Consider the following 19,889-nt stretch of genomic DNA (forward strand, 5'->3'; position numbering starts at 1 on the left):
ATCACTCCAGCACCCTGCCAGTTATTCTTGCCAACCTTCCGGGTAAAAATGCCGCCAATAAAAAGTTCCAATAGGGCTTGACAAACTAGCTAGACTTGACTTATACTTTTCTTATAATGGGAATCCGTCTCGCCCTGGAGACCCTCTCTTTTCAGGCCAGATGCAGAAGTAACTTAAAGATGACAGAATTTCGCATCGAGAAAGACAGCATGGGAGAAATTCCCGTACCTGCCGATAAACTTTGGGGAGCGCAGACCCAAAGATCCCTACAATACTTTAGTATCGGTGATAATCTCATGCCCCGGGAGATGATCGCGTCCTATGCCATTCTCAAAAAAGCCTGTGCAATTGTCAATCAGCAAAAAAATCGTCTCAGTCAGGAGAGAAAAAATCTTATCTGTCAAGTCTGCGATGAAATTTTAGCCGGACAACACGCAGATAACTTTCCCCTCTACGTTTGGATGACGGGAAGTGGCACTCAATTTAACATGAACATCAACGAAGTCATCTCCAATCGTTGCAGTCAACTAACGGGGAATCCTCTGGGTAGCAAAACTCCCGTCGATCCCAACGATCATGTTAATATGTCCCAATCGACTAATGATTCCTTTCCCTCGGCCATGTATATTGCCGTTGCCTTGGCAGTCAAGGAAAAATTAATTCCCAGTCTGCAACTATTACGGAATAGTCTCGATGAAAAGGCGCAATTATGGGCAAATATAGTTAAAATTGGTCGGACTCACCTACAGGATGCCACTCCTTTAACCCTCGGACAAGAGTTCTCCGGTTATGTGGGTTTATTGGATGATGGCAGCGATTGGCTAGAAAAATGTCTAGAAAAAGTCTATCGTTTATCCTTGGGAGGAACAGCAGTGGGTACGGGAATTAATGCTCCCCCGGATTTTGATCGAGATGTGGCTGCCGAAATCGCTAATCTGACCAAATTACCCTTTATTACCGCTCCTAATAAGTTTACCGTGCAAGGTTCCCACGATGCTCTCGTTTTCTTGAGTGGGGGACTGAAAACTATCGCTAGTTCCCTGTATAAAATTGCTAATGATATCCGTTTACTTAGCTGTGGTCCCCGTTGTGGATTAGGAGAATTACAGCTGCCGGAAAACGAACCGGGTTCTTCAATTATGCCGGGGAAAGTTAATCCCACCCAATGCGAAGCTTTATCGATGATAGCAGTGCAGGTGATGGCTAATGATTTAGCGGTGACGATGGGAGGCGCCGGAGGACATCTGGAAATGAATGTCTATAAACCGCTGTTGATTCATAATCTCATGCAGTCTATCCGTTTGCTCACTGATGGTTGCGGTAATTTCTGTCAGTTTTTGGTTAAGGGGATGACTGCTAATCAAAAACAAATTGAGACTTTTTTAAATCAATCCTTGATGCTGGTGACTGCCTTAAGTCCCGTGATTGGCTACCAAAAGGCTGCCTACGTCGCTCATTATGCCCTAGAAAAGGATTTAACCCTGAAAGTGGCAGCCTTGCAACTGGGATACATCAAGGAAGCGGATTTTGATCGCATTGTTGACCCCGCTAAGATGGTCAATCCCTACGTTGCCGATGGTTAATTCTCTGAGGGGTTGACTGCCGTAAAAATCAGAGGTCGCAGGCAGGCACGGATTCCCATTATATATATAATTATAAGGCAAGCGGCGGGATTTGTCAAGCCCCGCCGGTGAAAATTTCCGCTAAACTTGGCTAATGATAGCGAAGAAAACAAAGAGAAAAACCATAAATGCCCCTGCCATGCGGAAGAAGGATTTAGGAAGATTAATAACTTTCTCCAGTTTCAAGAAACCCACCAGAAAATAAGCGGCGATTGCTAGGAGAATCGGGATAACCACGCGCAAGATTGTGCCAAGGGGACCAGAGAAAAACTCACCGATTTTATAGCGGGGTGTATTTTCTTCCGCGTGAGGAGGAATAGTTACACTTGTCCAAGTTTCTCCCCCATCGGTGGAACGAAAAACTGTAGTTTTAGCGCCACCAAAACCGAATAAAGTTTTATCTTGAGCGTAATTAGGAGAAAACTGGACGGAGATACCAGAGGAAGGGATACTATGAATTTTCACTAGGGGTATTTTAGGATCACCAATTGATTTAAAAGTTTCCCCGCCATCGGTAGATTTAAACAAACCATCTCCCTGTAAACTAACCATTACCGTGCGATCATTAGCGTAATCAGGAGAGATAGCAATGGTTTCTACTGAGGTATTGGGATTAAACCCTGGTTTTTCTAATTTTGTCCAACTTTTAGCCCCATCTTTGCTGACAAACAAACCAGAAATTGTCCCAGCAAAAATAGTTCCATCACTGGGATAATTGGGAGAAATTGCCAACTGCACATTAGGGGTTTTTGATAGGGGTGTTCCTTGGCTGACATTTTTCCAAGTTAGTCCACCATCAACACTTTGATAAATCCCCTCTGTTCCCGTGACAAACAAAGTTTTATCCTTAGCAAAATCGGGGGAAGCTACCATAGCAGGGGCATAATTACCGAAAATTCTGCCCACTTCACTGATATTTTTAACCGTATTTCCTCCATCGGTAGAACGAAATATTCTCCCCTGCTGATTGGTGAGAAAGAGAGTTTTATCCTTGGCAAAATCTGGAGAAGGAACTATTCTCGGACCGCGGACTCCTTCATCGATTTCGATAATTTTCCATAAATCACCACTGTTATCGGATTTGGCAAATCTATTGCGTAAAAACCCAGCAAAAATAGTTCTATCTTCTCCATAGTTAGGAGAAAAGGCAATGTCAAAGAAACGCCGGGGATCTTGTCCTGATTCTTCGGGATCTTTACCAAGTCGATAAACCTCTAAACCGCGATTAATTGGTGTCCAAGTTTCCCCTTTATCCCGACTGATGAAGATATTGCCTACATAATTAGCAATGACGACAGTACCATCCTGGGCATAATTAGGAGAAACCGCCATAGCGATAACTGTTGCCCGGGCTAAAGTTTCTATTTCCTGCCATTGTTTCCCCCTATCTGTGGTTTTAAATAAGCCATTAAATCCCCCCAAAAACATCGTATCTTCAACGACTTTTAAGTCCATAAAATGGGGAACTTTATAATCATCTGCTTGTTTGTCTTTGGTTAAACCCTCGCTCATTTTTGTCCAACTTTTGCCCCCATCCTGAGAAACATACATTCCGTCATACCAAGTAATGGCATAAAGGGTGGAGTTTTGGGCATATTCGGGAGAAATAACGATGTCTTCGATGATTTTATCCTTAATTCCTTCGTTAACGGCTTGGAAGGTTTTACCATCATCAACGGTTTTAAAAATACCTGCTTCTTTTGTACCGACAAAAAAGGTTTTATCCCTGTCTAGATTAGGAGAAAAAGCAATTGTATCTACTGCCCCCACATTAGCGGGTAAGGGGAGATTCTGCCAAGTTTTCCCCCCATCGGAGGAAGTGTATAATTTACCCTGTTCATCCCCGAAAAAAATTCGCCCTGGATTGTTGGGAGTAATAGCTAGAGAGGTTATCAGTGCCGTGGTGGGGAAAATATTTGACCAATTTTTACCGCCATCTTCGGTTAAATAAACCCCTTTTTCTAATCCCACTGCCACTGCTATATTGGCATCGGAAGGGGCAATTTGTACGAAGTTAATAAAGTTAGTTTCTAAACCCTGATTAACTTTCTGCCAAGATTCCCCCGCATCTTCACTTTTATAAATACCATCGGATCTTGAAGCTAGATAGAGAATATTTTTATTGAGGGGAGATAGGGATAAGGAACTTAATTCCCCCGTATAATCTAAACCTTGAATTAATCTTGTCCAGTTGCTACCTCCGTCGCTAGATTTATAAAAGTTATTTCGCACCAAGATATATACTGTATTATCTGTCTGGAAATCAGGAGAAACTTCCACTTGACTAATTACATCATGGGGACGATGGGCAAAAGCAGCATTACCCCAAAGACAAAAAACTGTAGCGATTATCAATAAAATGAGATTAAACTTGTGGGCGAATCTCAGCAAACTTTGGCGATTAATCATACTTAAACTACTAATATCGAGGATGAAAATTGACCTAATCTAGCAAAGGGCGATCAAAATTTAAGCAAGGGTTCTGTAGGAGTATAGACAAAAATGGCGATTATAACCATTACTAAAATCAGGCTTATTTGCTATCAGCATAGATTAGAGCCAATCTCTACACTTTGATTATTGTAGAGACTCATTGCCTTTTGTAACCCTTGTTTGAGACCAAGTTCGATCGCTTTTCTGGACAAGTCTAACACTTTCAAGATTACTTGGTTTTCTTGGGGGGTGAATCGGCCTAAAACGTGGGAAATAGTCGCTTTTTCGGTTGATTTACCGATTCCTATGCGTAAACGAGCGAAGTTTTCCGTGCCAACGTGGGCAATCATCGATTTAATACCGTTGTGTCCGCCCGCCGATCCCGATAGACGGATTCTCAACCGGCCTAGGGGCAGATCCATATCATCGTAAATAACTAAAATCGACTCTGGAGCTAGTTTATACCAGTCAAGCACCGATCGCACCGATTGCCCGGAGCGATTCATATAGGTTTGGGGTTTCAAGAGACGAATTTTGCCCGGGAGAGGACCGTCACCCTCGGCGATAAAACCTTGAAATCGCTTGTTTTCCTGCCAAGATAGCCCCCAATCCCGCGCTAATGAGTCCACAGCTTCAAAACCGATATTATGACGGGTGCGATCATATTTGGGTTCGGGATTACCCAAACCGATAATTAGCTGAGGAATGATTAAATTAGGGGTTTTATCGGAATTCATATGGAGAAATCGGGTTTTTAACCAGGACCCGATTCTTATTATCACCGAATTAGCACTCCGAGCGCTGGAACAAAGTTTCTAGATAAACCTTGGCACAGCTATTTTGCTCCTCAAAATTCATCCTTTCGGGGGATTGACAATTAAGCAAAAAAAATGATAGTGCCGCCGTAAACACACCATCTTGATCCCAACCGGGGTGAGTTTCTAGGTATTGTTGTAGGGATTGGTGGAGAATTTCGGGGATTTCTGCCAAGATACTGACTGATGTATTCATATCGTTTACCTCTGATCGGAAGTGGGGAAATCCCTGACTCCTGTAGTGGACAGTAAGGACTATTGTGAGCCAAGTTGGAGGGAGTTGCAATATTACCAGATGTAAAGGAATGCTTTAGAAAAACTTAATATTTACGAGGGAATAAGGGTTAGAGCCAGATTTTATTTACTTAACTTAACAGTAACTCAGTATCTATCGATGGGGATTTTGACAATCAAGATTAATTTTTTCTAGAAGCAAGTGCCGATTCTATCGCTGTTGCCTGTGGAAAAGTCCGGGTAAACTGTGGAAAACTGGGGAGTGAGTGGGGAAATACCGGGGAATGTATGGGGGAAAACATCGGGGAAAAATAAGATTTGCAAATTTTAGTCAGCAGTGCTGCTCAAGACTACTTAGGCACTCTTGCCAGAGTACCTTTTCTAGCTGAATGCTGGCTGCTATGCTTTTACCACCAATACGGAACAGGTAGCTTCTGCCACCACGAGACTACTAACAGAATCTTCGATCACCCGTTGAACTCCCGTTAATCCCCGGCTGCCGATCACGATCAGATCAGCTTGATAGATATTCGCTAAACGAATAATTTCCTCCGCTGGATCACCAAAGATGACTTCGATTTCACTAGGGGTAGCAATCTGGGATTGATAGCAGCGCAATTGATCTTCAATGATCTCACGGGAGGGATGAGGGCGATCCACTGCCGATTCATCTCCCTTCTTACCAAGAATATGGGTGATGATGATGTAAGAATTTGCCGTTAGAGAGAGGGAATTCAAAGCATGAAGGACTCGATGGGATGATTCCCCACAATCCAAGGCAACAACGATATTTTTAAACATTTTGACTAAATCCTGCCGCTAAATAAATTTTCAATTAAGATTCCGGACCAAAAAATCTATAGACAATTTTATAGGTTATTGCGATCGGTTAGGATTTCATAACCTGTGGCGGTTACTAAGACAGTATGCTCAAATTGAGCGGAGAGAGCATTATCCATCGTCACCACCGTCCAACGATCGCGTAAAGTTCTGGTATGTTTAGATCCCCCATTGACAATTGGTTCAATTGCCAGAGTCATCCCGGCGCGGAGTTTGACATTGGGTAACTCATTAGTGCGAAAATTAAATACCGAGGGTTCTTCGTGGAGATTTCTGCCGACTCCATGGCCGGTAAAATCTTCTACCACCTGGAAACCGTTAGCTTGAACGTGATCTTCGATCGCTCCTGCAATATCGAGCAGATAATTGCCAGCTTTTACCTGATTTATGCCTTTATATAAAGCTTCTTCCGCTACGCGGATTAATTTTTCGGCTTTGGGAGAGACGGAACCGATCGCGATCGTGATACAGGAATCCCCATGATAACCTTGGTAGTAGGCCCCCGTATCTACCTTTAACACAGAACCGGCTTTGAGGCGTTTTTTCGGGCTAGGGATACCGTGAACGACTTCGTTATCGACGGAGGCACAAATCGAGGCAGGAAAGCCATAATAACCTTTAAAACTGGGAGTAGCACCCATTGCGCGGATACGTTTTTCCGCATAGACATCCAGATCCGCCGTCGTCATTCCGGGTTGAGCGATCTGGGCAATTTCTTTGAGGACTGTAGCGGCAATTTTACCCGCTTGTCGCATAATAACGATTTCTGCGGCGGATTTGGTCTCGATTCCCCGGCGGCTTTTCTGTACTCGCGGTGAACCTACTTGCTCTGGGGTTTTAGTTTCGGGAAAAAGCAGCTTGGTTAGGATGTTCATGGAAAGTTGGCTGTCGAGTCTTTACCTAACTTAGCATTTTCCCGGCGATCGATGACTGCTCTGGAGAAATCAAAAATCTTCCCTTAGGTGAGGAGATAGGAGACTCCGAGACAGGAAATGGGGAGGTAGGGAGTGGGGAGATGAGGATAAAAAAGACAAGAGACAACTATACTAGCCATAAAACCGAAAATTATCGCAAATTTATCTGAGTTTTAAGATATTTTGAGCCGATAGCACATCGAGAACTTACTTTTGCAGGAGAGCTAAGGGACATTTAGAAAAGCTATAGTAGGGAAAAGGCTATTTTTCTGGCGAGGTGACAATTTATGGCAGTCAAAAAAGAGTTTTCCAGTTTTCAGGAACTGTTGCAAACCACTAATCTCCCCGTGTTAGTGGATTTCTATGCCACTTGGTGCGGTCCTTGTCAAATGATGGCTCCGATTCTAGAACAAACGGGAATGTATTTCAAAAATCGCCTACAAATTGTCAAAATTGATACAGACAAATATCCCAATTTAGCCACTAAGTACGGTATTCAAGCTTTACCGACTTTAGTAGTCTTTAAAAATGGTCAACCGATCGATCGAATCGAGGGAGTGATGCAGGTTAACCAACTGGTTCAACATTTACAAACTCTGTTGTAAGATGATTTTGAACCAGAACTAGGAGTTAGTGTCATGGCAAAGGCGATTTGGAATGGTGCAGTGGTAGCGGAAAGCGATAACTGTGAAATTGTCGAGGGAAACTACTATTTTCCCCCCGATACCATCAAAGCTGAATATTTTCAACCCAGTAACACCCATACCATTTGTTCTTGGAAAGGAGAGGCTAGTTATTATACTCTCAGGGTAGATGGACAGGACAATAAAGATGCCGCTTGGTATTATCCCGATCCTAAACCAAAAGCCCAAAATATTAAAGGATATATCGCTTTTTGGCGAGGTGTGAAGGTTGAGAAATGATCGCCATCTACCCCGGCAGCTTCGATCCAGTTACACTCGGTCATTTAGATATTATCGAACGCAGTGTGCCACTATTCGAGCGAGTAATCGTGGCAGTTCTCTGCAATCCCCATAAAAACCCCCTGTTTACGGTCGAAAAACGCATAGAACAGATCAGTTACTGTACAAAACACCTGAAAAACGTTGAGATAGACAGTTTTTCAGGATTGACGGTTGAATATGCCAGATTAAAAGGTGCTAAGGTGCTGTTGCGGGGGTTGCGGGTTCTCTCAGACTTTGAAAAAGAACTGCAAATGGCACACACCAATAAAACTCTCTGGGAAGGAATCGAAACGGTTTTTTTAGCCACCACTAAAGAATATAGTTTTTTAAGCAGTAGCGTGGTTAAAGAAATCGCTCAATTCGGTGGCTCCGTCAGTCATCTAGTCCCGGAAAACGTTTCTAGGGATATTTACTCATACTACAGTTAACATACTAAAATACAGTAATGAGGACGATCTGAACCTATGGCGCGCCGAGAACCTAATGATCCCAGAAAAGCAGTACCTAACACTTCTAATAGTGGGGTTCCCAGTCCACCCGTCGATTTCGATATCTATCAGGATCTGGCGCGTCTGCAAGAGATGATTTTTGATAGTTTCCATATCCCCCTCACCCGTTGGACAATCATCGATGAGGGACAGATAGCCGAACAGATCGATCTCATCTATGAAACCGTGCCACCAGCAGTACAGAAAGCTTTAGCAATTTTGCAGGAAGAACAGGAAATTATCACTAAAGCAGAAGAATACGCTCAACAAGTCCTTCGTTCCGCTCAACAAAGAGCCGCCCAAATTCTCGATGAGTCTGGTATTATTCAACAAGCAGAACGGCAAGCGGCCCAAATTCGTCAACGGGTTCAGCAGGAATGCGAATCCTTGCAACAACAAACCCTCGATGAAATCGAACAGATGCGTCACAGCACCTTGCAGGAAGTGCAACAGTTACGACAAAAAACCCAAGCTGAATGTCATGAAATTCAAAAAGGCGCTGACGACTATGCCGAAGCGGTTTTAGAACATCTCGATCGAGAATTAGGGGAAATGTTACAAGTTATTCGCAACGGTCGTCAACAGGTAAGATCGAAACCAACATCTTCAAAAAATCTACCCGGAGAACGTCCTTAATCAGTGATCAGTTATCAGTGATCAGTTATCAGATGTAAGTTTTAAGTTAATTAGTTAGTTAGTTATCTTCATCTTTATCCCTGATTACTGTTTACTATTTACCGCTCGCTGAAAAGAACCAAACCTCCGATTCCTCACCGATAACTGATAACGGAATTTCATGAATAACTCCTCCTCGAATTCCCATCTATTCGGACGCTTTCTTAGCGGGTTATTCAGCTGGAAAATTTGGTTATTTGTCCAGATATTTCAAGGCAGTAAAAGCTTTTATCGATTCCTGTATCATTATTTATATCGTCGTCCTAAAATCGATCGCATTCTCGGTAGCGATGTCATCTATATTCCTGAGAAAAAACTTTATAGCATTCCCCTCGATGTGCTGAAAATGGAGCGGCAAATGGTTAATAGTGATCGCCAGCAGTTGACTTCTATTACTACTTGGAAAGTTAAAACGATTCATCCCACCATCACCGAAACCGAGATACAACTCCACGATATTACCGTCGATTTACAACAGGTACACCTGATTAAATCAGACCTTAATAACTATGATTATACTAACACTCGCCGCTTGGCTCCTCTGGTGAAAACCTTGCTTTTTGAAATTAACCCGAAAATTGCCAGTTTAGTAGAAAAGAAAAATCAATTAAATAGACTGCGAAATCTGGCCGCATCTTCCGAAATTTTTCATTCACAAACCCCATTGTACGATCGAGCAATTAATCAAGTCCAGCTAATTATTGATCAAGCGGAAGCTTTGAGACAAGAATGTTTAAAATTTATCCGAGAAACCCTGATCGAACGGGAATTAGTGCAATCCGAGATCGATAGCAATATCGTTGATTGTAACCTCGATTTTGCCAGTCAATATCAACTAATTCAAGAAAAATATCAACTCTGGAAAGAAGAAGTACAAGCTTATTTTGAATTAAAAGATTCTTCTCTACCTAAAAATTAACTATCACCGTCAGTTATCAGTAATCAGTTATCAGTAATCAGTAATCAGTAATCAGTAATCAGTAATCAGTAATCAGTTATCAGTTATCAGTTATCAGTTATCAGTTATCAGTTATCAGTTATCAGTTATCAGTTATCAGTTATCAGTTATCAGTTATCAGTTATCAGTTATCAGTTATCAGTTATCAGTTATCAGTTATCAGTTATCAGTTATCAGTTATCAGGAGATTATTTTGATTTATTCTCCCCACTTCATAATTCATAATTCATAATTCATAATTCATATACTTTTTCAACAGGATTTATTATTATGTCTAGTTTAACGGCAATTCGTGAACATATTTTTGCTTGGGGAAAACGCACCTATATCATGGGTGTTTTGAACGTTACTCCCGATAGTTTTAGTGATGGGGGAGAATTTGACAATGTTGAAAATGCCCTGCTACAAGCGATGAAAATGATCGAGGCTGGGGCTGATATAATCGATATCGGTGGTCAATCCAGCCGTCCGGGAGCGCAAGAAATTAGCCTAGAAGCAGAATTATCGCGAGTTATCCCCGTAATCACCGCTATTCGACAACAAAGTTCTATTCCTATCTCTCTAGATACCACTAGGGCGATTGTAGCAGCCCAAGGTATCGCCGCTGGGGCCGATTTGATCAATGATATTTCTGGGGGAACCTTCGATCGCCTATTATTGCCGACGGTGGCTAAATTGGCCGTTCCCATCATCCTCATGCACCTGCGGGGCAATCCGCAAACCATGCAATCCATAACACATTACGATAATTTAGTCAAGGAAATTAAAGAATTTTTACAGAATCGCGTTGAGGAAGCTTTACAGTGGGGTATTGCTAGGGAAAATATTATCATCGATCCGGGGATTGGTTTCGCCAAAACTGGGCGACAAAATCTTGAGTTATTGCGAGAATTAGGGCAATTTCGGGATTTAGATTTACCTATTTTAATTGGATTGTCGAGAAAACGCTTTATCGGCGAGATTACAGGCAAAGATGACCCAAAAGAACGAGTTTTCGGAACAGCGGCGGCCTGTGCTATAGCGATCGCTAAGGGGGCCGATATCCTGCGCGTCCATGATGTGGCTGCGATCGTAGATGTGAGGAAAGTGGTGGACGCAATCGAGCGAAGTTGAAAATTTTTGCTAGTCTTAGAATCATCCACAGTTCGATCGAAATTAGCGATGAATAGCCAACTAACCAGCGATCATTGTATGCTACCCGTGATTCGATCTCCCCGGGATTATCAAGTTTTTCGCATTAGCGCTGGGGATACAAATCGTTTAGCGATCGTCTTTGATTCTACCGTAGCGGGGGATTCCTTGACCGTCTGTGTGGAAATTTTCGATCCCCACGGTCGCACCCCTACCCATCGTCATCATTTTGCGGTAGAAATGTTTTTTATCCTCAAAGGGGAGGGAATGGCTATCTGTGATGGTAAACCGATTCCCCTAGGTCCAGGGGATAGTTTATTAGTCCGTCCCACGGGTATTCACGAGATTAGAAATGTGGGGGACGGAAGACTTTATGCACTATGTTTTATGGTTCCCAATGAGGATTTTTCGGAATTAATTCGCAATGGTATCCCAGAGGAGTTAGACGCAGAAGATTTAGAGGTGTTGATGGGAACTATTAAAGGATAATCAAGCAATATCATCCCTTAAATTTTGGCCTTTTTTTTCAGGAAAAGAGCGATTAAAAAGGTAAAGGTTCCTCCCAGAAGGCCGAAGATTAGCCAATTTAATCTTGGATAGCCTTTATTGATAGCGATGACTGTAGCAATGCCACCGATGAGACAATGCCAGAAAAAAAGCAACAAGAATAAATCTAAGCTCGGGGAAATATCAGCAATTAGTTTCATATTTTATCCGTAGAGCGATAGAGTGAATTGTTTAGATAGCAAATCTCTAGAATTTTTCCAATGACCGAATCCCTGACCCGATTTTATGTTTATTAACCTCTATAAGTATTTCTATTTTTTTGTCCAAGGCCATTTTGTTCCCATCTCGGTTAAAGCTGAAAAAACTAGATAGAGAATGAGAAAAGCAACACCAAAGAGAAAAGTCAATAATTCGTTATTCATCGAGTTATCACTGATAGGTTAAAGGTCACTGATTCGCTGCTATTCATTTGTCCACTACTTAGCAATTACTGTTTTTCTAGACTGTTGAAACAGGTTTAATTATTGTTGCTGTTGTGCCAAATAGTTAAGCACTGTTTCCAGAGTTAATTCTAAGCGTTCCGAGATTTGTTTTGGGGTTAAACCGAGGTCTTGCAGGAGAGGAATCGTTTTCAATTTTTGCAAGTTTATTCCCTGTTCAATTCCCTGTTCAATTCCCTGTTCAATTCCATCTCCAAAAGCTTCTTGATAGAAACGAGTTTGTTTGAGGTCTTGTAGTTCTAACATAGCTTCTATTTCCTCTCGACTGCTGTTTTTCTAAACTGTTGAAACAGGTTTAATTATTGTTGCTGTTGTGCCAAATAGTTAAGCACTGTGTCCAGAGTTAATTCTAAGCGTTCCGAGATTTGTTGCGGGGTTAAACCGAGGTCTTGCAGGAGAGGAATTGTTTTCAATTTTTGCAAGTTCATTCCCTGTTCAATTCCATCTCCAAAAGCTTCTTGATAGAAACGAGTTTGTTTTAGGTCTTGTAGTTCCAACATAGCTTCAATTTCCTCTCGACTTTTTTGGGGTAACTTATAAATGATTATTGTTTCGATTAAATCAATGACATTTTTCTGCACTAAGCGATCGCTCACTTCTCTTTGAGCCTGTTTAATTAAAATCTTAGCAGAATTAACAGCTTGACTCTCACTTTCCGTAACCAATTTGACCATGGCGATCGCTAAGGAAGGAGTCTCGTCATTTGCCAATTCATCCAGATAGATTCTTTTAATCCTATCCAAGGATAACAAGTCGGCAAATTGCTGGGGATGTTCTCGCTCAATTTCTCGACTAGGATAAATAACAACTATCTGCCACGGTGACAAAGGTTTATACTGTCTAAGATACAGAAAAAGTTCCGAAAATAATCGATAATATAGGTCTTCATCCTTTTGAAACTGCACTTCTACCAGATAAAAGGGTGAATTTTCTAGATTATCGAGCGGCAAAAATAAACCATCCAATCGAAAAGCTAGTTGTTTGACTTCTTGGGAAGTAAATCGATAATTGCTAACGATAGCATCGGGTCGCTCAATTAATTCAAAGAACGAATCGGGAAAATCGAGAAACATTCGATAGAATATGCTGTCAGTTTTCATGCTGCCACAAAATTACCTGTAATTTCCGCTTAATCCGCCCACAAAAGAGAATTAACCTATGATCATCCCATCATTTCTGCAACCCGGTGCTAAAGTTTCTCTGGTGGCCACCAGTGGTGCCGTCAAGGAATTAGCCGCCCTCGAAAAAGGCGTAGAAATCTGGCGATCAAGGGGTTATCAAGTGGAATTTAGGGAGAATTGGGCTAATCGTCTCGGTTATCTCGCCGGTAGCGACGAGCAACGTCGTCAAGCTTTAGCCCAAACATGGCAAGATGCCGATTGTCAAGCAATTCTCTGCGCTAGGGGGGGTTACGGTAGCGCTCGCCTCTTAGAAAATTGGACATGGGCAAAAACTAACCCGAAATGGTTAATCGGTTTTTCCGACGTGACGGGGATTTTATGGAGTTTAGCAAAACAGGGCATTTGTAGCGTTCACGGTCCAGTTTTAACCACCTTAGCCCAAGAAAGTCCCCAATCAATTGATCGCCTCTTTTCTCTTCTGGAAGGTCGTCCTTTAGCCCCTCTTATTGGTCAAGGTTGGGGTGGGGGCAAAGTGCGGGGACGCTTATTACCGGCTAATTTAACCGTAGCCACCCATCTCCTCGGAACCTCGGTTCAACCCACCCTAGAGGGGGTAATTTTAGCCCTAGAGGACGTAACCGAGGCCCCCTACCGGATCGATCGAATGTTAACTCAGTGGCGAATGCTGGGCATTTTCTCGCAAATTAAAGCCATTGCTCTCGGTCGTTTTAGCCGTTGTCTGGCAGCCCCCGGTAGTGATAGTCAAACCGTAGAGGAAGTCTTAAAAGAGCGTTTGGGCGATTTAGGCATTGCGGTTATTGCTGAGTTACCTTTCGGTCATGATGGCGATAATGCCGCTTTACCGGTGGGAACAATGGTAGAACTGGACGGGGATCGGGGAATCTTAGAATTTTTCTATCCCTAATGAGCCACTTTTTTGATACTATCTTAGAGAAGTGTTAACAAATGTAACAAAAAATTAATTATAGATGAAAGTATTAGTTATCGGTGCGACGGGAACCCTAGGACGACAGATCGTGCGTCATGCCATCGATCAGGGACATCAAGTGCGTTGTTTGGTACGCAGTCAGAGAAAAGCGGCTTTTTTGAAGGAATGGGGCGCGGAATTAGTCGGGGGAACCCTACGGGATAAAAGTACAATTATTGCTGCTTTAGAGGGAATGGACGCGGTGATCGATGCCGCTACTGCCCGGGCGACGGACTCAGCCAGCATTAAACAGGTGGATTGGGATGGTAAAGTTAATCTGATTCAAGCGGCCAAAACCGCCGGAGTAGATCGCTTTATTTTCTTCTCGATTCTCAATGCCGAAAAATATCCCAACGTGCCTTTGATGGAGATAAAACGCTGCACCGAGAAATTTCTAGCAGAATCGGGTTTAAAATATACAATTCTCCGTCCCTGTGGCTTTATGCAGGGTTTAATCGGTCAATACGCCATCCCGATGTTAGATAATCAAACCGTCTGGATCACGGGAGAAAGTACAGCGATCGCCTACATGGACACCCAAGATATCGCTAAATTCGCCGTTCGCGCCCTAGAAGTCCCCGAAACCGTCGGTCAATCCTATCCCGTGGTCGGCAGCAAAGCTTGGAAAGCTGAAGAAATTATCGAAGTTTGCGAGCGCCTATCGGGTAAAGAGGGGAAAATTTGGCGTTTACCCATGGGATTACTGCGTTTTATGCGAGGAATAAGCCGTTGTTTCCAATGGACTTATAATATATCTGACCGACTAGCTTTTGCGGAAGTTCTCGCTAGTGGTCAAGCTCTTGATGCCCCAATGGCAGAAGTTTATCAAGTATTTGGCCTTGATCCGAGTCAAACAACTACTTTAGAATCCTATTTACAAGAATACTTTAGCCGCATTCTCAAGAAGCTCAAGGAAATCGACTTCGAGAAACAAAAAGCTCAGAAGAAGAAGAAAACCCCTTTCAAAAAGAAAGCGTGAACCAGCAGTAGGAAAATTTGTCAATGCCCAAAATCGGCATTATTTACAACGATATTAAGCCTATCGCTTGTAAAACAGCCCATCAGATACAAGATCAGCTACTTTCCCTAGGTTGGCAGGTGTTTATGGCTACCGGCAGCGGTGGTCTGCTAGGCCATTCTAAACCCTCTCGTCCCGTTTGTTTTACCCCGATCGATCAGTTAGTCCCCCCCCACTTCGAGCAAGATTTAAGTTTTGCGATCGTGTTGGGGGGCGATGGTACAGTCCTATCGGCGGCCCGGCAGTTGGCCACCCTCAATTTGCCCCTGTTAACGGTCAATACGGGACACATGGGCTTTTTGACCGAAATTTACCTAAATCAGCTTGAACCCGCCTTAGAACTGGTTCTAGAGGGGAAATACACCCTCGAAAATCGCTCGATGATCACGGTGCGACTGTTTCGCGAAGATACCCTCCTCTGGGAGGCACTTTCTCTCAATGAGGTGGTCGTCCACCGGGAACCCCTCACCAGTATGTGTCATTTTGAGATTCAAATTGGTGAACACGCACCCGTCGATATCGCTGCCGATGGGGTGATTCTCTCCACTCCTACCGGTTCTACTGCCTATGCTCTCAGTGCCGGTGGCCCGGTAATAACTCCCGATGTGCCGGTATTACAATTAGCTCCCATTTGTCCCCATTCTTTAGCTTCCAGGTCCTTGGTATTTTCTGACAAGGAAACTGTAAATATTTTCCCAGCAACTGCTAATCGGATGGTGATGGTAGTGGACGGTAATGGCGGTTCTTATATCTTGCCAGAAGATCGAATTAATGTGCAGAAATCGCCCCACCAAGTCCATTTTATTCGTCTGCAATCGACGGAATTCTTCCGCATCCTCCGGGAAAAATTGGGTTGGGGTTTGCCTCATATTGCTAAACCCACTTCGGTGGAATTACCTTAATCAGTTATCAGTTATCAGTTATCAGTTATCAGTTATCAGTTATCAGTTATCAGTTAAGTAGTCGGACATAAATTCTGTTGTCTATCTTAAGAAATGTAAATTGCCGCAATTCCTACTGACGACCGACTCCTTACCCCACAGTTAACTTTACTTTTATCCAACTACTTATCAGATGTGAGTTTTCAGTTGACTGATTACTGGTTACTGTTTACTGATCGCTGAATTTATGCTCTCTTTTCGTGCCAAAATAGCTTTTTATTTAGAGGATGTCACCACGGCGATCGGACTGACGGTAAATCTGCTTATCTTAGCATTAATTTTACTATCTTTGGGGATTTATGTGGCTCAAACCTATCCCTTATCCGCCACTTGGCAAATGTGGTTACGTCAGCTTGATTGGGGAATTTTAAGCTTATTTTCCCTAGAGTATTTAATTCGGTTTTGGTGTGCGGAATCAAAACTAGGCTTTGTTTTTAATATTTTTTCGATCCTAGATTTATTGTCAATTCTGCCCCTATTCTTTGGTTTTTTTGATATTAGGTTTTTTAGAATTTTTCGCTGGTTTAGAATTTTGCGAGTGATTCGTTTTTTTGGTTCCGATCTTTCTATTTTTCAAATTAAAACTTCCGATCAGATAGTATTTATTCGCATTTTACTAACTCTATTTTCGATTATTTTTGTCTATGCAGGTTTAATTTATCAGATCGAACACCCGATTAATCCCCAAGTCTATCGGACATTTTTTGATGCTTTTTACTTCGCCATTGTGACTATGACTACCGTGGGATTTGGGGATGTAACTCCCCTTTCCGATGGGGGCAAAATGGTGACAGTTTTAATGATTTTAACGGGAGTTTTGTTAATTCCCTTGCAGATTAGCGCTCTGACTAAACAACTATTAAAATCTGGCACTCAAATTGATTATCCTTGTCCAGATTGTGGTTTACCCCGTCACGATATAGATGCCAATTTTTGTAAAAACTGTGGGGCAGAACTCTTAAAAAAACCTGATTGAGACTAATTCGGGCGAAATTGAGGAGTCAGTATTCAGGAGTCAGTCCCGATGAAAAAATTTTCACCACCACAGATGAAAGAGGTTTCCTTCCCTACACCCTACACCCCGCACCCCCACACCCCACACCCTGCTCCCAATCCGTCTAAATGTTAAGTTAAGTATCGAAGAGCGGCCATTTCATCACCCAGTAGTAATATAATCACTGAGTTATCAATTTTGATCCTTGAGTATGACTGCATTCACCACAACCCCCACCCTTGCTAATTTGCCAGCCAGTGACAGCCGTAGCCGCGTCAGTGAATTTATGAAATCCCTACAGGATGAAATTTGTCGGGGATTAGAAGAAGTGGATGGACAAGCAAAATTTATCGAAGATAGTTGGCAACGGCCCGAAGGTGGCGGCGGACGTTCGCGAGTTTTGCGGGAAGGGGCAATTTTTGAACAAGCAGGGGTGAATTTTTCGGAAGTTTGGGGGAAAGAATTACCTCCTAGCATTGCTAAACAAAGGCCCGAGGCTGCTGGTCATCAATTTTATGCCACGGGAACCTCGATGGTCTTACATCCTCGCAATCCTTATATTCCCACGGTTCACCTCAATTATCGCTATTTTGAAGCAGGTCCGGTTTGGTGGTTTGGCGGTGGTGCCGATTTAACTCCCTACTATGCTTTTGAAGAAGATGCTAGTCATTTTCACCGCACTTTTAAACAGGTTTGCGACCAACATCATCCCGAATATTATCCCGTTTTTAAACGCTGGTGTGATGAATATTTTTATCTCAATCATCGTCAGGAAGCCAGAGGCATCGGCGGGATTTTCTTTGATTACCAAGACGGTTTAGACCCTCTCTATCGGGGTCCTTTTGCCGAAAGTGATGCCGCTATCTATTCAGAAAAATTATCTCCCCAACAACCCCGCAACTGGGAAGAAATTTTTAGTTTCATTAATGACTGTGGCCGAGCTTTTCTACCCGCTTATGTTCCCATTGTCCAGAAACGGCGCTCGACGGAATACGGTGACAGAGAACGTCAGTTTCAACTCTATCGTCGCGGTCGTTATGTAGAATTTAATTTAGTTTATGATCGTGGCACAATTTTTGGGTTGCAAACTAACGGTCGTACCGAATCAATTTTGATGTCTTTACCTCCTTTAGTCCGTTGGGAATACTGTTATCAACCTGCACCAAACACCCCAGAAGCAAAACTCTATGATGTCTTCCTAAAACCCCAAGATTGGGTTAATTGGCAAGGTTAAATCAGTTATCAGTGATCAGTTATCAGTTATCAGTGATCAGTTATCAGTGATCAGTGATCAGTTATCAGTTATCAGTGATCAGTTATCAGTTATCAGTTATCAGTGATCAGTTATCAGTGATCAGTTATCAGTTATCAGTTATCAGTTATCAGTGATCAGTTATCAGTGATCAGTGATCAGTGATCAGTGATCAGTTATCAGTTATCAGTGATCAGTTATCAGTTATCAGTGATCAGTGATCAGTTATCAGATTATAGTTTTAAGTGGACAGTGTTAGGTGAAAACTTCGCTAATTTCTTTTCACTGATTACTGTTCACTGATTACTGTTCACTGAAAATACTTCCCACACCCTTGTCAAGTAAATAAATCTAAAAATTTTGGCTAATTTTTGGACACCTCTCCATACTCGTCTGGAAACCACGGTGAAAAAGGGACAATTACTACCTAAAAATGCGTCTCTGTTAGTGGCATTGTCTGCGGGTCAGGATTCCCTCTGTTTAGGTCAATTATTGCTGGATTTGCGCTCTCGTTGGGGTTGGCAACTAGCGATCGCTCATTGTGATCACCGTTGGTCCTACGACGGAGGATTAGTGGATCATGTGCAGAAAATCGCCGAAATTTGGCAATTACCCGTTTATATTGCCACTGCACCCCCCATGGCGGAAACAGAAGCCAAAGCAAGACAATGGCGTTATCAAGCTTTACAAACAATCGCCCAAGAACAGGGTTTTAATTATCTTCTCACGGCACACACGAGGAGCGATCGAGCGGAAACTTTTCTTTATAATCTCACGCGCGGGGCGGGTAGTGATGGACTTTCTGCCTTAACTTGGTTGACAAGTTTAACCCCAGATATTTTTTTAGTCCGTCCCCTCTTAAATGTCACTCGCGGGGAAACTTTCGCTTTTTGTCAAAGTCGAGAATTACCGATCTGGTATGATCGAGCTAATGAGAATTTACGCTATGCTCGCAATCGCATCCGTCAGGAATTATTACCCTACCTGCAAACTAATTTAAATCCCCAAATCGAAAAACATCTCGCCCAAACTGCTGAAATTTTGGAAGCAGAAAGCGATTATTTATATAGTATTGCCCGGGATATTTTTCGTCAGGTTATTGATCTAGATCAAAAAAGACTCGATCGCTCCCCTTTACAAATTTTACCTCTAGCGATACAAAGACGAGTGATTCGTTTATTTTTAGCTCAATATTTACCATCATCGCCTAATTTTGCCGAAGTTGAGTCAGTGGTTAATCTCATTACTGGTGTTAATCGCAATGCCACTTCTTCCTTAACCGGCAAAATTCGGGTAGAAGTACAACAAAATTGGCTATATATTAGTTATCAGTGATCAGTTATCAGTTATCAGATTACAGTTTTAAGTGGACAGTGTTAGGTGAAAACTTTCTTTTCACTGATTAAGTGGGTGGGTGGAATTAAATATAAGATGAACGTAGGTTGGGTTGAAGCATGAAACCCAACCCCCTTCGCTACTTTCTTTTCACTGAT

General features: G+C 42.5%; 23 protein-coding genes. 15 read left to right on the plus strand and 8 right to left on the minus strand.

Features of this window, described 5'->3' with window-relative positions; all coding sequences use genetic code 11:
• Window positions 1-179 precede the first annotated feature (179 nt).
• On the plus strand, window positions 180-1,583 hold the full coding sequence (fumC, locus tag VL20_RS04520; RefSeq protein WP_052278381.1) for a class II fumarate hydratase: 1,404 nt from the start codon (window positions 180-182) through the stop codon (window positions 1,581-1,583).
• 120 nt (window positions 1,584-1,703) lie between these two features.
• Here fumC and VL20_RS04525 read toward each other — a convergent pair whose 3' ends face one another.
• From VL20_RS04525 to map, 5 genes are all read right to left on the minus strand, one after another.
• On the minus strand, window positions 1,704-4,031 hold the full coding sequence (locus tag VL20_RS04525) for a VPS10 domain-containing protein (protein ID WP_052275737.1): 2,328 nt from the start codon (window positions 4,029-4,031) through the stop codon (window positions 1,704-1,706).
• 134 nt (window positions 4,032-4,165) lie between these two features.
• Entirely contained in the window at window positions 4,166-4,792 is a 627-nt protein-coding gene (pth, locus tag VL20_RS04530; protein ID WP_052275738.1) for an aminoacyl-tRNA hydrolase, read from the minus strand.
• Window positions 4,793-4,841: 49 nt separating this feature from the next.
• Window positions 4,842-5,066: a DUF2811 domain-containing protein gene (locus VL20_RS04535; RefSeq protein WP_002739844.1), complete on the minus strand. Its 225-nt coding sequence runs from the start codon at window positions 5,064-5,066 to the stop codon at window positions 4,842-4,844.
• 437 nt (window positions 5,067-5,503) lie between these two features.
• A complete protein-coding gene (locus VL20_RS04540) occupies window positions 5,504-5,905 on the minus strand; it encodes a universal stress protein (RefSeq protein ID WP_002758063.1) in 402 nt (133 codons plus the stop codon).
• Window positions 5,906-5,973: 68 nt separating this feature from the next.
• Complete coding sequence (map, locus tag VL20_RS04545; RefSeq protein WP_052275739.1) at window positions 5,974-6,819, minus strand: type I methionyl aminopeptidase; 846 nt, start codon at window positions 6,817-6,819, stop codon at window positions 5,974-5,976.
• A gap of 326 nt (window positions 6,820-7,145) precedes the next feature.
• On the opposite strand from map, the gene trxA reads away from it, so the two are divergent.
• The 7 genes from trxA to VL20_RS04580 all read left to right on the plus strand — a co-directional run bounded on the left by trxA (window position 7,146) and on the right by VL20_RS04580 (window position 11,564).
• On the plus strand, window positions 7,146-7,463 hold the full coding sequence (gene trxA, locus VL20_RS04550; RefSeq protein ID WP_002787985.1) for a thioredoxin: 318 nt from the start codon (window positions 7,146-7,148) through the stop codon (window positions 7,461-7,463).
• A gap of 33 nt (window positions 7,464-7,496) precedes the next feature.
• Window positions 7,497-7,781 carry a DUF427 domain-containing protein gene (locus tag VL20_RS04555; protein ID WP_002743550.1) on the plus strand — a complete coding sequence of 95 codons (285 nt, stop codon included), beginning with the start codon at window positions 7,497-7,499 and terminating at the stop codon, window positions 7,779-7,781.
• Window positions 7,778-8,251, plus strand: coding sequence for a pantetheine-phosphate adenylyltransferase (gene coaD / locus VL20_RS04560; protein WP_002750042.1), 474 nt, complete (start codon window positions 7,778-7,780; stop codon window positions 8,249-8,251). The genes VL20_RS04555 and coaD overlap by 4 nt, the downstream gene beginning before the upstream one ends.
• Before the next feature lie 36 nt (window positions 8,252-8,287).
• On the plus strand, window positions 8,288-8,947 hold the full coding sequence (locus VL20_RS04565; protein ID WP_052275740.1) for an ATP synthase subunit B family protein: 660 nt from the start codon (window positions 8,288-8,290) through the stop codon (window positions 8,945-8,947).
• 160 nt (window positions 8,948-9,107) lie between these two features.
• Window positions 9,108-9,905, plus strand: coding sequence for a hypothetical protein (locus VL20_RS04570; protein WP_052275741.1), 798 nt, complete (start codon window positions 9,108-9,110; stop codon window positions 9,903-9,905).
• 309 nt (window positions 9,906-10,214) lie between these two features.
• Window positions 10,215-11,057, plus strand: a complete 843-nt coding sequence (gene folP, locus VL20_RS04575; protein WP_052275742.1) for a dihydropteroate synthase — start codon at window positions 10,215-10,217, stop codon at window positions 11,055-11,057.
• A 48-nt stretch (window positions 11,058-11,105) separates the two neighbouring features.
• Entirely contained in the window at window positions 11,106-11,564 is a 459-nt protein-coding gene (locus tag VL20_RS04580; protein ID WP_002758047.1) for a cupin domain-containing protein, read from the plus strand.
• Window positions 11,565-11,581: 17 nt separating this feature from the next.
• Here the strand turns inward: VL20_RS04580 and VL20_RS04585 are convergent, their stop codons facing one another.
• The 3 genes from VL20_RS04585 to VL20_RS04595 all read right to left on the minus strand — a co-directional run bounded on the left by VL20_RS04585 (window position 11,582) and on the right by VL20_RS04595 (window position 13,182).
• Window positions 11,582-11,782, minus strand: a complete 201-nt coding sequence (locus VL20_RS04585; RefSeq protein WP_052275743.1) for a hypothetical protein — start codon at window positions 11,780-11,782, stop codon at window positions 11,582-11,584.
• Between the two features lie 321 nt (window positions 11,783-12,103).
• The gene (locus VL20_RS04590; RefSeq protein WP_052275744.1) at window positions 12,104-12,328 is read right to left on the minus strand and encodes a hypothetical protein; all 225 of its coding nucleotides are present in this window, start codon (window positions 12,326-12,328) and stop codon (window positions 12,104-12,106) included.
• Window positions 12,329-12,381: 53 nt separating this feature from the next.
• Window positions 12,382-13,182: an Rpn family recombination-promoting nuclease/putative transposase gene (locus VL20_RS04595; protein ID WP_052275745.1), complete on the minus strand. Its 801-nt coding sequence runs from the start codon at window positions 13,180-13,182 to the stop codon at window positions 12,382-12,384.
• Window positions 13,183-13,240: 58 nt separating this feature from the next.
• On the opposite strand from VL20_RS04595, the gene VL20_RS04600 reads away from it, so the two are divergent.
• From VL20_RS04600 to tilS, 7 genes are all read left to right on the plus strand, one after another.
• Window positions 13,241-14,128, plus strand: coding sequence for a S66 peptidase family protein (locus VL20_RS04600; protein ID WP_052275746.1), 888 nt, complete (start codon window positions 13,241-13,243; stop codon window positions 14,126-14,128).
• 64 nt (window positions 14,129-14,192) lie between these two features.
• Complete coding sequence (locus VL20_RS04605) at window positions 14,193-15,170, plus strand: SDR family oxidoreductase (protein WP_052275747.1); 978 nt, start codon at window positions 14,193-14,195, stop codon at window positions 15,168-15,170.
• Window positions 15,171-15,193: 23 nt separating this feature from the next.
• Window positions 15,194-16,111 (plus strand): NAD(+) kinase, encoded by a 918-nt coding sequence (locus tag VL20_RS04610; RefSeq protein ID WP_002765357.1) that lies wholly within the window; start codon window positions 15,194-15,196, stop codon window positions 16,109-16,111.
• A 226-nt stretch (window positions 16,112-16,337) separates the two neighbouring features.
• A complete protein-coding gene (locus VL20_RS04615) occupies window positions 16,338-17,126 on the plus strand; it encodes an ion transporter (RefSeq protein WP_052275748.1) in 789 nt (262 codons plus the stop codon).
• A 229-nt stretch (window positions 17,127-17,355) separates the two neighbouring features.
• Entirely contained in the window at window positions 17,356-18,378 is a 1,023-nt protein-coding gene (gene hemF, locus VL20_RS04620) for an oxygen-dependent coproporphyrinogen oxidase (RefSeq protein ID WP_052275749.1), read from the plus strand.
• 186 nt (window positions 18,379-18,564) lie between these two features.
• Window positions 18,565-18,699 (plus strand): hypothetical protein, encoded by a 135-nt coding sequence (locus VL20_RS27305; RefSeq protein ID WP_284526004.1) that lies wholly within the window; start codon window positions 18,565-18,567, stop codon window positions 18,697-18,699.
• A 57-nt stretch (window positions 18,700-18,756) separates the two neighbouring features.
• Complete coding sequence (gene tilS, locus VL20_RS04625) at window positions 18,757-19,731, plus strand: tRNA lysidine(34) synthetase TilS (RefSeq protein WP_052275750.1); 975 nt, start codon at window positions 18,757-18,759, stop codon at window positions 19,729-19,731.
• Window positions 19,732-19,889 lie beyond the last annotated feature (158 nt).

The organism is Microcystis panniformis FACHB-1757, assembly GCF_001264245.1.
GTDB lineage: Bacteria > Cyanobacteriota > Cyanobacteriia > Cyanobacteriales > Microcystaceae > Microcystis > Microcystis panniformis.

What these genes read in the sequence shown, in the direction of transcription:
- fumC (WP_052278381.1), top strand. Translation starts at nt 180, where the DNA reads ATGACAGAATTTCGCATCGAGAAAGACAGCATGGGAGAAATTCCCGTA.
- VL20_RS04525 (WP_052275737.1), bottom strand. Translation starts at nt 4,031, where the DNA reads ATGATTAATCGCCAAAGTTTGCTGAGATTCGCCCACAAGTTTAATCTC.
- pth (WP_052275738.1), bottom strand. Translation starts at nt 4,792, where the DNA reads ATGAATTCCGATAAAACCCCTAATTTAATCATTCCTCAGCTAATTATC.
- VL20_RS04535 (WP_002739844.1), bottom strand. Translation starts at nt 5,066, where the DNA reads ATGAATACATCAGTCAGTATCTTGGCAGAAATCCCCGAAATTCTCCAC.
- VL20_RS04540 (WP_002758063.1), bottom strand. Translation starts at nt 5,905, where the DNA reads ATGTTTAAAAATATCGTTGTTGCCTTGGATTGTGGGGAATCATCCCAT.
- map (WP_052275739.1), bottom strand. Translation starts at nt 6,819, where the DNA reads ATGAACATCCTAACCAAGCTGCTTTTTCCCGAAACTAAAACCCCAGAG.
- trxA (WP_002787985.1), top strand. Translation starts at nt 7,146, where the DNA reads ATGGCAGTCAAAAAAGAGTTTTCCAGTTTTCAGGAACTGTTGCAAACC.
- VL20_RS04555 (WP_002743550.1), top strand. Translation starts at nt 7,497, where the DNA reads ATGGCAAAGGCGATTTGGAATGGTGCAGTGGTAGCGGAAAGCGATAAC.
- coaD (WP_002750042.1), top strand. Translation starts at nt 7,778, where the DNA reads ATGATCGCCATCTACCCCGGCAGCTTCGATCCAGTTACACTCGGTCAT.
- VL20_RS04565 (WP_052275740.1), top strand. Translation starts at nt 8,288, where the DNA reads ATGGCGCGCCGAGAACCTAATGATCCCAGAAAAGCAGTACCTAACACT.
- VL20_RS04570 (WP_052275741.1), top strand. Translation starts at nt 9,108, where the DNA reads ATGAATAACTCCTCCTCGAATTCCCATCTATTCGGACGCTTTCTTAGC.
- folP (WP_052275742.1), top strand. Translation starts at nt 10,215, where the DNA reads ATGTCTAGTTTAACGGCAATTCGTGAACATATTTTTGCTTGGGGAAAA.
- VL20_RS04580 (WP_002758047.1), top strand. Translation starts at nt 11,106, where the DNA reads ATGAATAGCCAACTAACCAGCGATCATTGTATGCTACCCGTGATTCGA.
- VL20_RS04585 (WP_052275743.1), bottom strand. Translation starts at nt 11,782, where the DNA reads ATGAAACTAATTGCTGATATTTCCCCGAGCTTAGATTTATTCTTGTTG.
- VL20_RS04590 (WP_052275744.1), bottom strand. Translation starts at nt 12,328, where the DNA reads ATGTTAGAACTACAAGACCTCAAACAAACTCGTTTCTATCAAGAAGCT.
- VL20_RS04595 (WP_052275745.1), bottom strand. Translation starts at nt 13,182, where the DNA reads ATGAAAACTGACAGCATATTCTATCGAATGTTTCTCGATTTTCCCGAT.
- VL20_RS04600 (WP_052275746.1), top strand. Translation starts at nt 13,241, where the DNA reads ATGATCATCCCATCATTTCTGCAACCCGGTGCTAAAGTTTCTCTGGTG.
- VL20_RS04605 (WP_052275747.1), top strand. Translation starts at nt 14,193, where the DNA reads ATGAAAGTATTAGTTATCGGTGCGACGGGAACCCTAGGACGACAGATC.
- VL20_RS04610 (WP_002765357.1), top strand. Translation starts at nt 15,194, where the DNA reads ATGCCCAAAATCGGCATTATTTACAACGATATTAAGCCTATCGCTTGT.
- VL20_RS04615 (WP_052275748.1), top strand. Translation starts at nt 16,338, where the DNA reads ATGCTCTCTTTTCGTGCCAAAATAGCTTTTTATTTAGAGGATGTCACC.
- hemF (WP_052275749.1), top strand. Translation starts at nt 17,356, where the DNA reads ATGACTGCATTCACCACAACCCCCACCCTTGCTAATTTGCCAGCCAGT.